This is a genomic window from Nocardioides renjunii, from assembly GCF_034661175.1.
Lineage (GTDB): Bacteria > Actinomycetota > Actinomycetes > Propionibacteriales > Nocardioidaceae > Nocardioides > Nocardioides renjunii.
In genome coordinates, this window is record NZ_CP141058.1 from 2,102,318 (window position 1) to 2,115,960 (window position 13,643).

At 72.3% G+C, this 13,643-nt stretch carries 14 protein-coding genes; 12 read left to right on the forward strand and 2 right to left on the reverse strand.

Features of this window, described 5'->3' with window-relative positions:
• Positions 1–2: 2 nt before the first annotated feature.
• The gene (locus tag SHK17_RS10005) at positions 3–413 is read right to left on the reverse strand and encodes a hypothetical protein (protein ID WP_322921954.1); all 411 of its coding nucleotides are present in this window, start codon (positions 411–413) and stop codon (positions 3–5) included.
• Between the two features lie 132 nt (positions 414–545).
• On the opposite strand from SHK17_RS10005, the gene pafA reads away from it, so the two are divergent.
• From pafA to SHK17_RS10065, 12 genes are all read left to right on the forward strand, one after another.
• Complete coding sequence (gene pafA / locus SHK17_RS10010; protein ID WP_172272372.1) at positions 546–1,907, forward strand: Pup--protein ligase; 1,362 nt, start codon at positions 546–548, stop codon at positions 1,905–1,907.
• Positions 1,908–2,098: 191 nt separating this feature from the next.
• Positions 2,099–3,010: an FKBP-type peptidyl-prolyl cis-trans isomerase gene (locus tag SHK17_RS10015; protein ID WP_322921956.1), complete on the forward strand. Its 912-nt coding sequence runs from the start codon at positions 2,099–2,101 to the stop codon at positions 3,008–3,010.
• A 34-nt stretch (positions 3,011–3,044) separates the two neighbouring features.
• Complete coding sequence (locus SHK17_RS10020; protein ID WP_172272366.1) at positions 3,045–4,028, forward strand: helix-turn-helix transcriptional regulator; 984 nt, start codon at positions 3,045–3,047, stop codon at positions 4,026–4,028.
• Positions 4,025–5,062: a helix-turn-helix transcriptional regulator gene (locus SHK17_RS10025; RefSeq protein ID WP_322921958.1), complete on the forward strand. Its 1,038-nt coding sequence runs from the start codon at positions 4,025–4,027 to the stop codon at positions 5,060–5,062. The genes SHK17_RS10020 and SHK17_RS10025 overlap by 4 nt, the downstream gene beginning before the upstream one ends.
• A gap of 4 nt (positions 5,063–5,066) precedes the next feature.
• Entirely contained in the window at positions 5,067–5,348 is a 282-nt protein-coding gene (gene tatA, locus SHK17_RS10030) for a twin-arginine translocase TatA/TatE family subunit (protein WP_322424213.1), read from the forward strand.
• Between the two features lie 5 nt (positions 5,349–5,353).
• Positions 5,354–6,190 carry a twin-arginine translocase subunit TatC gene (gene tatC / locus SHK17_RS10035; protein ID WP_172272357.1) on the forward strand — a complete coding sequence of 279 codons (837 nt, stop codon included), beginning with the start codon at positions 5,354–5,356 and terminating at the stop codon, positions 6,188–6,190.
• A 22-nt stretch (positions 6,191–6,212) separates the two neighbouring features.
• The gene (locus SHK17_RS10040; protein WP_172272354.1) at positions 6,213–6,626 is read left to right on the forward strand and encodes a hypothetical protein; all 414 of its coding nucleotides are present in this window, start codon (positions 6,213–6,215) and stop codon (positions 6,624–6,626) included.
• Positions 6,627–6,650: 24 nt separating this feature from the next.
• Positions 6,651–7,556, forward strand: a complete 906-nt coding sequence (locus SHK17_RS10045; protein WP_322921961.1) for a diacylglycerol kinase — start codon at positions 6,651–6,653, stop codon at positions 7,554–7,556.
• A 61-nt stretch (positions 7,557–7,617) separates the two neighbouring features.
• Positions 7,618–10,425, forward strand: coding sequence for a DEAD/DEAH box helicase (locus SHK17_RS10050; RefSeq protein WP_172272348.1), 2,808 nt, complete (start codon positions 7,618–7,620; stop codon positions 10,423–10,425).
• A gap of 76 nt (positions 10,426–10,501) precedes the next feature.
• Positions 10,502–11,437 carry a 5'-3' exonuclease gene (locus SHK17_RS10055; RefSeq protein ID WP_172272345.1) on the forward strand — a complete coding sequence of 312 codons (936 nt, stop codon included), beginning with the start codon at positions 10,502–10,504 and terminating at the stop codon, positions 11,435–11,437.
• 10 nt (positions 11,438–11,447) lie between these two features.
• Complete coding sequence (locus SHK17_RS10060; protein ID WP_172272342.1) at positions 11,448–11,900, forward strand: AsnC family transcriptional regulator; 453 nt, start codon at positions 11,448–11,450, stop codon at positions 11,898–11,900.
• 34 nt (positions 11,901–11,934) lie between these two features.
• Entirely contained in the window at positions 11,935–12,579 is a 645-nt protein-coding gene (locus SHK17_RS10065) for a maleylpyruvate isomerase family mycothiol-dependent enzyme (protein ID WP_322921963.1), read from the forward strand.
• Positions 12,580–12,676: 97 nt separating this feature from the next.
• On the opposite strand, the gene SHK17_RS10070 is transcribed toward SHK17_RS10065, so the two are convergent.
• Positions 12,677–13,633, reverse strand: coding sequence for a hypothetical protein (locus SHK17_RS10070; protein ID WP_322921964.1), 957 nt, complete (start codon positions 13,631–13,633; stop codon positions 12,677–12,679).
• Between the last annotated feature and the right edge of the window lie 10 nt (positions 13,634–13,643).

Sequence of the window (13,643 nt, forward strand, 5' to 3'; positions counted from 1 at the left end):
CGTCAGCGCAGGTGGAGCCCCGGCCACTGCGCGGTCGGCTCGGTGGGGATGCCGCTGAGGCGGCGCCGGTAGCGCACCAGCGAGCCGAACTCGTCCAGGGCGTCCCACAGCCGCTGGTGAGCGGCCCACGGGAGAGGGCCGGTGGGACGCGCGTTGCCGTCGGGGCCGAACTCGTGCCACGCGCTGCCGAACCCGATCCAGGCCGGCGTCCACGTCGCGGCGTCGTCCCACGCCCCGCGCCGCTGCTCGACCAGCCGCCTGCGGAGCTGGAACGCCATCCGCTCGCCGTCCAGGACCACGGGCGCCGTGCGCACGGGCCACAGCCACAGGTCGTCGGTCATCACCCGCAGCTCCAGGTCCTCGATGACGCTCGGCTCGACGAGCACCGTGGCGACGAGGTGGCGTGGTCCCATGCGGAACGCTGACCCGGACGGGGGGCGCCCGTCAACCCCCGGTGAGGTGGGTCGGGGCGGGCTCGCGGCTCGCCGGACGAGATTCCGGCGCAGGAGCGCGTCACGTGTGCCCCCCGCGCCTAGGGTGGGGACATGGACCGGCGGATCTTCGGCATCGAGAACGAGTACGGCGTCACGTGCACGTTCAAGGGCCAACGCCGCCTGAGCCCCGACGAGGTCGCGCGCTACCTCTTCCGCAAGGTGGTCAGCTGGGGACGCTCGTCCAACGTCTTCCTCCGCAACGGCGCGCGGCTCTACCTCGACGTCGGCAGTCACCCGGAGTACGCGACCCCCGAGTGCGACGACATCGTCGACCTCGTCACGCACGACAAGGCGGGGGAGCGGATCCTCGAGGGCCTGCTCCTCGACGCGGAGAACCGCCTGCACGAGGAGGGCATCTCCGGCGACATCTACCTCTTCAAGAACAACACCGACTCCGCGGGCAACTCCTACGGCTGCCACGAGAACTACCTCGTCGGCCGGGCCGGGGAGTTCAGCCGCCTCGCCGACATCCTCATCCCGTTCCTCGTGACCCGCCAGATCGTCGTCGGCGCCGGCAAGGTCGTGATGACCCCGCGCGGGGCGTCCTACAGCGTCTCCCAGCGCGCCGAGCACATCTGGGAGGGCGTCAGCAGCGCGACGACGCGCAGCCGCCCAATCATCAACACCCGCGACGAGCCGCACGCCGACGCCGAGCGGTTCCGGCGCCTCCACGTCATCGTCGGCGACTCCAACATGAGCGAGACGACCACGCTGCTCAAGGTGGCCTCCTGCGACCTGGTGCTGCGGATGATCGAGGAGGGCGTGGTGATGCGTGACCTCACGATGGAGAACCCGATCCGGGCCATCCGCGAGATCAGCCACGACCCGACCGGGCAGCGCAAGGTGCGCCTGGCCAACGGCCGCGAGGCGAGCGCGCTGGAGATCCAGGCGGAGTACCTCGGCAAGGCCCGCGACTTCGTGGACCGTCGCCAGATCTCCACCCCGACCATCGAGCGCGCCCTCGACCTGTGGGAGCGCGCCCTCAAGGCCGTGGAGTCCGACGACCTGGGTCTGGTCGACCGGGAGATCGACTGGGTCATCAAGCTCAAGCTCATCGAGCGCTACCGCGCCAAGCACGGGCTCTCGCTCGGCGACGCCCGGATCGCCCAGCTCGACCTCGCCTACCACGACATCCACCGCGGTCGCGGCCTCTACTACCTGCTGGAGAAGCGCGGCGCCGTGGCCCGCGTGACCACCGACCTCAAGATCTTCGAGGCCAAGAGCGTGCCGCCGCAGAACACCCGCGCCCGGCTGCGCGGGGAGTTCATCCGCAAGGCACAGGAGCGCCGCCGCGACTTCACCGTCGACTGGGTGCACCTCAAGCTCAACGACCAGGCGCAGCGCACCGTGCTCTGCAAGGACCCGTTCAAGGCCTACGACGAGCGCGTGCAGAGGCTCATCGACGGCATGTGAGCCCCGGGCGGGCCCGCACCCGCCCCGGCGTCGCACCGGCCCGGGCGGTCGCCGACCACCCCGACGTGGTGTCGTGCCGCGAGGGGTGGGGGTCGCTCGATAGGGTGACCGCGCAACGCCGACCGATCGAATCAGGTGAACCAGTGTCTCGTGTACGTTCCGCTGCCCTCAGCGGTGTTCTCGCCCTCAGCATGCTCGGACTCGCCGCGTGCGGCTCCGGCTCCAGCGACGCCGAGGAGGGGGGCGCGCCCCTCAGCTCGGTGACCGTCGAGGGCGAGCAGGGCCAGGAGCCCGAGGTGACCTTCGACGGCCGGCTCGACCCGTCGGCGGAGGAGGTCGACGTCCTCGTCGAGGGCGACGGCGAGACCGTCGCCGACGGCGACACCGTCCAGGCCAACTGGTGGATCGGCAACGGCTTCACGCAGGAGGAGGCCCAGAGCACCTACACCAAGAAGGGCGCCACGCAGTCGGTCGAGCTGTCCGCCGACGTGCTGCCCTTCCTGCGCGAGGCCATGATCGGACGCAAGGTCGGCGACCGCGTCGTCATGCTGACCTCCGCCGAGAAGGCCTACGGCGAGGTCGGCAACCCGACCATCGGCATCGGCAACAAGGACGCCGTCCTCGCGGTCGTCGACATCCTCGACCGGTCCGAGACCGTGCCGCCGCTCGACGGCCCCCAGGGCGAGGAGAAGAAGCCCGCGGGCTGGGCGCCCACCCTCGTCGAGAAGGACGGCGTGATCACCGGCCTCGACTTCACCGAGGCCCACGAGCCGACCGGCGAGCTGATCGCCACCACGCTCATCAAGGGTGACGGGGCCAAGGTGAAGTCCGGCCAGACCCTGACCGTCGACTACCTCGGCCAGGTCTACGAGGCCGACAAGCCGTTCGACGAGTCCTACAGCAAGGAGCCGGCCGAGTTCCCGATCGGCGTCGGCCAGGTCATCGCCGGCTGGGACGAGCGCCTGGTGGGCCGGACCGTCGGCTCGCGGGTGATCCTCGAGATCCCGCCGGCCAAGGGCTACGGCGAGGAGGGCAACGAGCAGGCCGGGATCACGGGCACCGACACGCTCTTCTTCGTCGTCGACATCCTCGCCGCCTCCTGAGCCGACGCGCACGAGCAGAAGGAAGGGAGCAGGGATGGCGCAGCCCCGGGCCGAGCGGCTGATGAACCTGCACATCCTGCTGCTCGGCGCCAAGCGGTTCATCGGCAAGGACGCGATCCGCGAGGCGTGCTACCCCGAGCACCCCCGCACGGCGGCCGGCGACGAGGCGTTCGAGCGTGCCTTCGAGCGCGACAAGGACGCCCTGCGCCAGATCGGCGCGGTGATCGAGGTCGGCAGCGCGGACGCGTTCTTCGACGACGAGATCGGCTACCGCATCCCGACCGAGCAGACCTCGCTCCCGGAGATCCGCTTCGAGTCCGACGAGGCGGCGGTGCTCGGGCTCGCGGCGCAGGTGTGGCAGCAGGCCACCCTCGCCAAGGCGACCGTCCGGGCCCTGGCGAAGCTCAAGGGCCAGGGCGTGGAGATCGACCCGTCCCGCCTCGAGGTGGTGGCACCCGCCATCACCGCGGACGAGCCCGCCTTCGAGCCGCTCTGGGACGCCGTCGGCAAGCGCCGCCAGGTCAGCTTCCCCTACCAGCGCGCCAGCGAGACCGAGCCGACCACCCGTCGCCTCCAGCCGTGGGGCCTGGCCCGGTCCTCGGGGCGCTGGTACGTCGTCGGCTTCGACGTCGACCGCAGCGCCGAGCGGGTCTTCCGCCTCTCGCGCATCGTCGGACCGGTCCGCGCGAGCGGCAAGTCGGCGGCGTACGACGTCCCGCCCGGCACCGACGTGCGCGCTGTCGCACGCCGCCTCTCACCGTCGTTCCCGTCCGTGCGGGCCGAGGTCCGGGCGCGGCAGGGGACGGGTGTGGGCCTGCGCCGACGAGCCGAGTCGGTCACCCCGATCGAGGAGCTGCCCGGCTGGGACCTGCTCGTCGTCGAGGGGCCGGTGCACGAGCTCTCCGACGAGGTGCTGACCTACGGCGCCGACGTGGTGGTCCACGGACCGCTCGCGCTGCGCGACGACGTGGTGACCCGCCTGCGTGCGGTCGCCGCACCGGGGGAGGAGGTCCGATGAGCACGACCGGCGACACCGCCCCCGACCAGGTCGCCCGCCTGCTGGCCCTGGTGCCCTACCTCCTGGCCCGCGGCGAGGTGCGCCTCGACGACGCCGCGGCCCACTTCGGCACCGACGCTGAGCAGATCGAGCGCGACCTGCGCCTGCTCTTCATGACCGGGGTGTCGCCGGGGCTGCCCGGCGACCTGATCGAGGTCGACCTGGAGGCGCTCGAGGGCGACCGGATCATCCGCGTCGACAACGCCGACTACCTCGCGCGACCGGTGCGGTTCTCGCCCGCCGAGGCGACCTCGCTCGTGGTGGCGCTGCGCACGATGGTCGAGGCGGCGCCCGCCGAGGCCCGCGACGTCATCACCCGCACGCTGGCCAAGCTCGAGCAGGCCGCCGGGCAGGACGAGGAGGGGCTGCTGCGCCTCCACGTCACCCCGACACCGCTCGAGAGCAGCGCCATCGTGCCCACCCTCGAGTCGGCGATCGCCCACGGCCACCAGGTCGAGATCAGCTACCACGTCCCGACGCGCGACGAGGAGTCGCGTCGCGTCGTCGACCCGCGCGGCCTGGCCCGCGTCGAGGACCGGCTCTACCTCGACGCGTGGTGCCACACCGCGGTGGGGGACCGCGCGTTCCGCGTGGACCGGATCCTGGCGGCACGCGAGCTCGACACCCCCGTGGCCGACCCCGGTGCGCGGGCCCGCGACCTGACGGGCGGCTGGTTCGCCGACGCCGAGACCACCACGGTCACCCTGCGCCTCGCGCCGCCCGCACGGTGGGCGGTGGAGTACTACCAGGTGACCGCCCAGCGACCGGGGCCCGACGGCACCATCGACATCGACCTCGAGGTCGCCAGCGAGCAGTGGGTCCGGTCCCTCCTGCTGCGCCTCGCCCCCCACGCCACGCTCGTCGCCCCCACCTCGTACGCCGAGAGCTTCCGCGCCGCCGCGCAGGCGGCGCTCCGGCTCTACGGGGACGACGGCGTAGACTCGGGGACGTCCCCGCAGGACCCCACCGCCCGCAACCCACCAATGACGGAGTGACCTCATGACCAACCCGCTGATCGGCATGCCGCAGGGTCTGGAGTGGCTGGTGATCCTCGCGATCGTCGTGCTCGTGTTCGGCGCCGCCAAGCTTCCCGACCTGGCCCGCAGCTCGGGCCAGGCGCTGCGGATCTTCAAGACGGAGACCAAGAGCCTCCGCGACGACGACGACGAGAAGACCCCCGAGCAGCGTGAGATCGAGGCGCGCAACGAGGCACAGCGCGAGGTCCGCCACGACGCCTCGGGCGAGGTGCTGCGCGAGCGGCGCGACGACACCACCGCCTGACCCGGGTGAGGATCGCCGGTCTGGTCGGCCTGTTCTCGGGCCGGCCCCACCACGACGTCGGCCCGGACGGCCGGATGGCGCTGTCGGACCACTTCCGTGAGTTCCGCGCGCGCCTGCTGCGCTGCCTGATGGTCTTCGTGCTGGCGCTGGGCGTGGCGCTGTTCTTCCGGCACTTCCTGATCGACCTCGTCTACGGTCCCTACGAGCAGGCCCAGGCCAAGCTGCCCGAGGGCACGACCAACGCCACCACCAGCGGCGCCGGCGCCGGGCTGCTGCTGTGGCTGACGCTGTGCGGCTTCGCCGCCGCCATCGTGACCGCGCCCTACTGGCTCTACCAGATCTGGGCGTTCGTGCTCCCCGGGCTCTACGCCCAGGAGCGGAAGATGAGCCGGATCTTCGTGGCGGTCGCCGGGCCGCTCTTCCTCGCCGGCATCGCACTGGGCTACCTCACGCTGCCGGTGGCCCTCGAGGTGCTGATCGGCTTCAACCCCGAGGGCGTCACCAACCTCATCGACTTCAACGACTACCTCCAGTTCTTCACCCGCACGCTGTTCGTCTTCGGGCTCGCCTTCAACATCCCGGTCTTCGTGGTGCTGCTCAACTTCGCCGGCGTCGTCAAGGGAGCCTCGCTGAAGGCCTACCGACCGTGGATCATCATCGGCACGTTTGTCTTCGCGGCGGTCGCGACGCCGTCGGCCGACCCCTTCACCATGACGCTGATGGCCGGTCCCATGGTCATCCTCTTCTTCGCCTCCGAGGCGATCGCCCGGTTCAACGACCGGCGCCGGGCCCGCCGGGCGCCCAACAGCGGGCTGTCACCCGACGAGCTCTCGGCCATCTGAGCGGGTCTGACAGGCTGGTGCCATGCAGGCGACCATCTCCGACCTCGACCCGTTCGACCTGCCGGAGTGGCTCGGCACCTCGGACGTGGTGTGGCGCGCGGAGGCCGGACTGCGCTCGGGACACCTGGTCCGCGGCCGGCTGACGTCCGAGGACCCGGGCGGCGCGGGGGGCGCGGCGCAGGAGCTCGCCTGCGACCTGCTCGCCGTGGACGAGGCCTACCCCGAGCCCGTGGTGGACGACGCGAGCCGGCTGCGCGTGCACCAGGCGTGGCGGCACGACCAGGTCGTCATCGGTGAGGTCGACGCCCGCCTGGTCCTCGCGGTGCCGGGGACGCGCTTCGACCCCGAGCTCGTGCTCGACGCCCTGGGCCGGCTCGCGCGGGCCGTGGGGGCACACGCCGAGCGCTACGCCGCCCTGCTCCGACTCGGTCGTTGAGGAGCGGGGGATAGGGTCGCGCTCATGCACGACCCCGCTGCACCCGACCGCGCCGCGCGGGGTCGCGAGATCGCGCTGCTGACCAATCCCACCGCCGGCGGCGGCAGGGGCGCGCGCTACCGCGACGTGGCGCTGGCGCGGCTGCGCGAGAGCGGCTTCGTGGTGCGCAACCTCGAGGGCCGCGACGCCGACGAGGCCGCCGACCTCGCCCGCGGCTGCGTCGCCGACGGCGTCGAGGCGCTCGTGCTGTGCGGTGGGGACGGGCTGGTGCACCTGGGCGTGCAGGCGGTGGCCGGCACCGGCGTGCCGCTCGGCCTGATCCCCAGCGGCACCGGCAACGATTTCGCGCGCTACCTCGGCCTGCCCCGCGCCGACCCGGTCGCGGCGGCCGACCGCGTCATCGCCTCGCGCCGGCGCACGATCGACCTCGCCCGGAGCGGCGACCGCTGGTTCGTCACCGTGCTGGCCGCCGGCTTCGACGCGATCGTCAACGAGCGGGCCAACGCGATGGCGTGGCCGCGGGGTCAGATGCGCTACAACCTGGCCACCCTCGCCGAGCTGCGCACGTTCCGGCCCATCCCTTACGTCCTCCAGCTCGACGGCGAGTCCGCGGAGCACGAGGCGATGCTCGTCGCCGTCGGCAACGGCCCGTCGTTCGGCGGTGGCCTGCGGATCACCGAGGGCGCGCTGCTCGACGACGGGCTGCTCGACGTCGTGGTCATCACGCGGATGAGCAAGACCAAGCTGGTGCGGTCCTACCCGCGCCTGTTCACGGGAAGGATCGACGGTGTGGCCGAGTACGTCCACCGGCGGGTCAGGTCGGTGACCGTCGCCGCGCCCGGCATCGTCTCGTACGCCGACGGCGAGCGCTTCGGGCCGCTGCCGCTCACGATCGACTGCGTGCCCGGCGCCCTGGAGGTGGTGGCATGAGCACCCCACGACGTTCTTCTCCTCCGCTCCGCTTCTCCGAAGAACGCCGAGGGGACCCCGCATGACCGAGGACCAGGACCAGGACCTGACGCCGGCGGAGCGCTACGCGGCGTTCCAGCGGGAGAAGGCGTACCCCATGCTCAAGGACTTCGCCGGCCTCTACGGCTTCGAGCTCGACGACTTCCAGGTGCGCGCCTGCCAGGAGATCGAGAACGGCCGGGGCGTGCTCGTCGCCGCGCCGACGGGCTCGGGCAAGACGATCGTCGGCGAGTTCGCGATCCACCTCGCGCTCCAGACGGGGCGCAAGGCGTTCTACACCACGCCGATCAAGGCGCTGTCGAACCAGAAGTACCACGACCTGGTCAAGCGCTACGGCGCCGACAACGTCGGCCTGCTCACCGGCGACAACGTCATCAACGGCGAGGCGCCGGTGGTCGTGATGACCACCGAGGTGCTCCGCAACATGCTCTACGCCGGGTCCCGCACCCTGCTCGGCCTCGGCTACGTGGTCATGGACGAGGTCCACTACCTCGCCGACCGGATGCGCGGCGCCGTGTGGGAGGAGGTGATCATCCACCTTCCCGAGTCGGTGACGCTGGTGTCGCTGTCGGCGACCGTGTCCAATGCCGAGGAGTTCGGCGAGTGGCTGGCCACGGTCCGCGGCGAGACGAGCACCATCCTCGAGGAGAAGCGGCCCGTGCCGCTGTTCCAGCACGTGATGGTGGGCCGGCGGCTGCTCGACCTCTTCGCCTCCTCCGACGTCGACGCGAGCGCCGGCTTCGTCAAGGAGGGCGCTCCCGTCAACGAGGAGCTCACCCGGATCGCGCGCGACGACTGGGCCAGCTCGCGCCTCATGCGCGACCGGCGCTCGCCGCGCAAGGGCAAGCCCGGCTCGACGAAGAACCCCCGCGCCGTCGGCAACGGCCGCCGGGTGTGGATCCCGAGCCGGGTCGAGGTCGTCGAGCGGCTCGACCGCGAGGGCCTCCTGCCCGCCATCATGTTCGTCTTCAGCCGGGCCGGGTGCGACGCGGCCGTGACCCAGCTCGTGCAGGCCAACACCCGGCTCACGACCGCCGCGGAGCGCGACGAGATCTTCGCCCGGGTGGAGGAGGCCTCGCGGACCCTGCCGGAGGAGGACCTGCACGTCCTCGGCTACCACGAGTTCCTCGACGGGCTGACCCGCGGGATCGCCGCCCACCACGCCGGCCTGCTGCCGGCGTTCAAGCAGGTGGTGGAGGAGCTGTTCCAGGACGGGCTGGTGAAGGTGGTCTTCGCCACGGAGACGCTGGCCCTGGGCATCAACATGCCCGCACGCACCGTCGTCATCGAGAAGCTCTCGAAGTGGAACGGTGAGTCGCACGCCGACCTGACGCCGGGGGAGTACACCCAGCTCACCGGGCGGGCGGGACGACGCGGCCTCGACATCGAGGGCCACGGCGTCGTGCTCTACCAGCCGGGCATGAACCCGGGGGAGGTCGCGGGGCTCGCGTCCACCCGGACGTACCCCCTCCGCTCGTCCTTCCGGCCGTCCTACAACATGGCGGTCAACCTCGTGCACCAGTTCGGCCGGGCGCGCTCGCGCGAGCTGCTCGAGCAGTCGTTCGCGCAGTTCCAGGCCGACAAGGCCGTCGTCGGGCTGGCGCGGCAGGTGCACAAGGCGGAGGAGGCCCTCGAGGGCTACCGCGAGGCGGCGACCTGCCACCTCGGCGACTTCATGGAGTACGCCGCCCTGCGCCGCCGCATCAGCGACCTGGAGAAGGGTGCCGCGCGGGAGCGCCGCCTGGACCGCCGGCAGGAGGCGATGGCGTCGCTGGGCAAGCTGCGTCCCGGCGACGTGATCAACGTCCCCGCCGGCAAGTTCAGCGGCCTGGCCGTCGTCATCGACCCCGGCCACTCCGGCGACGAGCCACGGCCCTACGTCGTCACCGCCGACCGGCAGGCCCGGCGGCTGGCCCCGATGGACTTCCCGGTGCCGGTGGAGGCGATCGGCCGGCTGCGGATCCCCAAGTCGTTCAACGGGCGCAACCCGGCCATGCGCCGCGACCTGGCCACGGCGCTGCGCACGCAGGCGCGCGGCTTCGACGGCCCCGAGCCGCGCCGCCAGAAGCAGCGCGACTCCTTCAGCGACACCCCCGCCGACCGGGAGGTCGGCCGGCTCCGGGCGGACCTGAAGTCGCACCCGTGCCACCAGTGCCCCGACCGCGAGGACCACTCCCGGTGGGCCGAGCGCTACTTCAAGCTGGAGCGCGACACCGAGACCCTCAAGCGGCGGGTGGAGAACCGCACCAACACCGTCGCGCGGACCTTCGACCGGGTGTGCGACGTGCTGACGGCGCTGGGCTACCTCGACGGCGACACCGTGACCGAGCAGGGCGCACACCTGCGGCGGATCTACACCGACATGGACCTCGTGGCGGCGGAGGCGATCCGGGAGGGCCTCTTCGACGACCTGGCCCCCTCCGAGCTCGCCTCCGTCCTGTCGGCGCTCGTCTTCGAGGCCCGGCGCGCCGACGACGCGTCGTCGCCGAAGATGCCGGGCGGCCAGGTGCGACCCGTGCTGGGCGAGCTGGTCCGCGTGTGGGGCAGGCTCGACGCCCTCGAGCGCGACCACCGCCTCGACTTCCTGCGCGAGCCCGACATCGGCTTCGCCTGGGCGGCGTGGCGCTGGGCCGAGGGCGACGACCTCGACGACGTCCTCATGGCCACCGGGCTGTCCGCCGGTGACTTCGTGCGGTGGATGAAGCAGCTGCTCGACCTGTGCGGGCAGGTGGCCGACGCCGCGGGTGACCGTCCGCTGCGCACCACCGCGCGCACGGCGGCCAAGCAGCTCAAGCGGGGCGTGATCGCCTACTCGGTGCTCGCCGAGTAGCCACCCGGCGGTGGATCGGTCCCGACCCGGACCGATCACGCGTGGGTGTGGCGTCCGCGTGTGGGAGGCTGCCGCCATGTCCTCCGGCGACCGCCTGCTGCTGCTCGACACGGCCTCCCTCTACTTCCGCGCGTTCTTCGGCGTGCCCGACTCGGTCACGGCCCCCGACGGGACTCCGGTCAACGCCGTGCGTGGGCTGATGGACTTCATCAGCCGGCTGGTGGGGGAGTACGACCCGAGCCACCTCGCCTGCTGCTGGGACGACGACTGGCGCCCCCAGTGGCGCGTCGACCTGATCCCCTCCTACAAGTCGCACCGGGTGGTGCGCGAGGTCCCCGGCCCGCGGCCGGACGTCGAGGAGGTGCCCGACCCGCTGCAGGCGCAGGTGCCGATCATCATCTCGGTGCTCGAGGCCTTCGGCATCCCGGTCGTCGGCCACGCAGAGATGGAGGCCGACGACGTCATCGGCACCCTCGCCACCGGTGCCGGCATGCCGGTCGACATCGTCACGGGCGACCGCGACCTGTTCCAGCTCGTCGATGACGACGCCCAGGTGCGGGTGCTCTACGTCGCGCGCGGGGTCAGCAAGCACGAGCGGGTCGACAACGCGTGGGTGCGCGGGAAGTACGGCGTCGACGCCCACCAGTACGCCGACCTGGCCACCCTGCGCGGCGACGCGTCGGACGGGCTGCCCGGCGTGGCGGGGGTGGGCGACAAGACCGCCGCGACGCTGCTCGGCCGGTTCGGCACGGTCGAGGCGATCGTCGCGGCCGCCGCCGACCCCGACTCCGACATGGGGCCGGGTCCGCGGGGGAAGATCAAGGCCGCCGCCGACTACCTGCTCGTCGCGCCGCGCGTCGTCGCCGTACGCCGCGACCTCGACCTCGGCTCGCCCGACCTCACGCGACCGCGTACGCCCGTCGACCACGACGCGGTGGTGGCCCTGGACGAGCGGTGGGGGCTGGGGTCGTCCGCCGTGCGCCTGGTGCAGGCGATGTCCGGCTCGGACTAGGGTTCGGCGGGTGAGCTCTTCCGAGGTCGAGTCCAAGGACCGGCAGATCCTGGCCCTGCTGGCCACCGACGGCCGGATGTCCTTCACCGACCTCGGCAAGGCGACCGACCTGTCCACCTCGGCCGTGCACCAGCGGGTCAAGCGGCTCGAGCAGCGCGGGCTGATCCTCGGCTACGGCGCGACCGTCGACCACGACCAGCTCGGCCGGCCCCTGACGGCCTTCATCTCGATCACGCCGATCGACCCGTCGCAGCCCGACGACTACCCCGAGCGGCTGCAGGGCATCAAGGAGATCGAGTCCTGCTGGTCCGTGGCCGGCGAGGAGTCCTACATCCTCAAGATCCGCGTCGCCACGCCCCGTGACCTCGAGGACCTGCTCGGCAAGATCCGCGGCGCGGCCAGCGTCTCGACGCGGACCACGATCGTGCTCTCGACCCCCTACGAGAACCGACCCGTCGACTGACCCGCGGCTCCGGCCGCCCCACCCGGGAGGCGCCATGCCAGCCCCGCCCTCGCAGGACCTGCTGCGCTCCGAACGGCTCGCGCTGGTCGCCGACCTCGACCGGCTCCCCGACGAGCAGTGGCGCCAGCCGTCGCTGTGCGCCGGCTGGCGGGTGGTCGACGTCGCCGCCCACCTCGCCTGGACCCCCGTCCTCGGCCCCACGGCCGGGGCGGCCGCGATGGCGCGGCACCGCTTCTCGATGAACGCCATGATCGCCGGCCTCGCCGTCGAGTGGTCCTCGCGCGGTCGCGAGGCGATCCTCGCCCAGCTGCGCACGAACGCCGCGACCGGCGCCCGGCCGATCGGGATGCCCCTGGTCGCCGCGCTCTCGGACGCGGTCGTGCACGGCATCGACGTGCGCCGCCCGCTGGGGCTGGCGACCTCCGTCCCGCCGGACGCCCTCGGCCCGGTCGCGGACTTCGCGATGGCCACGCCGTGGCCCCTCCACGCGGTGATCGGCGGCAGCGCCCGCCGCCGCGTCGCCGGCGTACGCCTCGTCGTCCCCGGGGTCTGGGAGCACGGCAGCGGCCCGGAGGTCACACTCTCCGCCGAGGCGGCGCTCCGGCTGGTCTACGGGCGCCCTGTCGGGTCTGACGAGGTGTCGGGGGCGGGGGTGGGTGTGCTGCGGGGGCGGTTGTGACGCCCTCGTCCTGCTGTTGGGTTTCCCCGCATATGCGGGGAAACCCGAACATCTCGAGGCATGCACACCTCGACAAGCTCACAACTCGCGCGAGAAGTCAGGCACCGACGGGCCGGGTACGGCTCTCCAGCAGCCGGCGGATCCGGGCAGCGGTGGCGACCGGGTTCTCGAGGTCCGCCCACCCGATGCGGATGCACACCCACCCGGTGAGCAGGCAGATGCGCTCCTCACGCTTCTTCTCCCGCAGGAGGTACTGGTCGAGCGTCTCGCCCTCACGCCGGTGGAGCTCGTACTTGATCCTCCCGTCGAACTCCAGGAAGACTCCGTGGTGAGGCCACGCGAAGTCGACCCGGCCGAAGACCCGCCCTCGCTCATCCCGGATCACCACCTGCGGCTCAGGACGCGGCAGGCGCTGCTGCCGGCACATGTAGTAGGTCCGGCTCTCCGCCGGTGACTCCATCCGACCGTCGGCGAGAGCGAGAACCACGTGGGCGGAAAGCGTGTGCGGCCAGTGCTTCATGGCCTCGACGGCGGCGACGAGCTCGTCGACAGACATCTGCTCGGAGTGGAGCAACCCGTTGACGACGACGAGCGCGGCCTCGGGTGTCGCCGTCGACAGGACTTCGACGGCGTTCCGGGCAGCCGGACTGACACGGACGCCGTTCACGATCTCCACGTCGTGTTCCGACAGCTCCCCGCCGTGGTGCACGACCCCCGCCTCGCGTCGTCCTCCGTTGCCGTCCGTGCGCGTCAGGTGCACCTCGTCCAGCGAGATGTTCCACACCGGCACGCCGCGCTCGACCACGGCGGACACGTGGGTCAGGGCGGCGAGCGGGTGGGCCGTACGCAGCGCCGCTCGGCACAGGACGCGGTGCCGGTCGGCAGCGGACAGGCGGTCCCACAGGGCCGCGTCGACGTACGCGCCGTGACGGACCCGATGGAGGACACCGGCGGAGACGAGCCGGGCGAGCTGGTGGTCGGTGTAGCCGTCCTCGACCAGCTCGCGGCGCAGGCGTACGACGGTGTCGAGGTCCGGCGGCGAAGGGCGGTGCATGACGTCAGGC

Excerpts from the sequence above, each read along its gene's own strand:
- SHK17_RS10005 (WP_322921954.1), bottom strand. The coding sequence starts at position 413 with ATGGGACCACGCCACCTCGTCGCCACGGTGCTCGTCGAGCCGAGCGTC.
- pafA (WP_172272372.1), top strand. The coding sequence starts at position 546 with ATGGACCGGCGGATCTTCGGCATCGAGAACGAGTACGGCGTCACGTGC.
- SHK17_RS10015 (WP_322921956.1), top strand. The coding sequence starts at position 2,099 with ATGCTCGGACTCGCCGCGTGCGGCTCCGGCTCCAGCGACGCCGAGGAG.
- SHK17_RS10020 (WP_172272366.1), top strand. The coding sequence starts at position 3,045 with ATGGCGCAGCCCCGGGCCGAGCGGCTGATGAACCTGCACATCCTGCTG.
- SHK17_RS10025 (WP_322921958.1), top strand. The coding sequence starts at position 4,025 with ATGAGCACGACCGGCGACACCGCCCCCGACCAGGTCGCCCGCCTGCTG.
- tatA (WP_322424213.1), top strand. The coding sequence starts at position 5,067 with ATGACCAACCCGCTGATCGGCATGCCGCAGGGTCTGGAGTGGCTGGTG.
- SHK17_RS10040 (WP_172272354.1), top strand. The coding sequence starts at position 6,213 with ATGCAGGCGACCATCTCCGACCTCGACCCGTTCGACCTGCCGGAGTGG.
- SHK17_RS10045 (WP_322921961.1), top strand. The coding sequence starts at position 6,651 with ATGCACGACCCCGCTGCACCCGACCGCGCCGCGCGGGGTCGCGAGATC.
- SHK17_RS10050 (WP_172272348.1), top strand. The coding sequence starts at position 7,618 with ATGACCGAGGACCAGGACCAGGACCTGACGCCGGCGGAGCGCTACGCG.
- SHK17_RS10055 (WP_172272345.1), top strand. The coding sequence starts at position 10,502 with ATGTCCTCCGGCGACCGCCTGCTGCTGCTCGACACGGCCTCCCTCTAC.
- SHK17_RS10065 (WP_322921963.1), top strand. The coding sequence starts at position 11,935 with ATGCCAGCCCCGCCCTCGCAGGACCTGCTGCGCTCCGAACGGCTCGCG.
- SHK17_RS10070 (WP_322921964.1), bottom strand. The coding sequence starts at position 13,633 with ATGCACCGCCCTTCGCCGCCGGACCTCGACACCGTCGTACGCCTGCGC.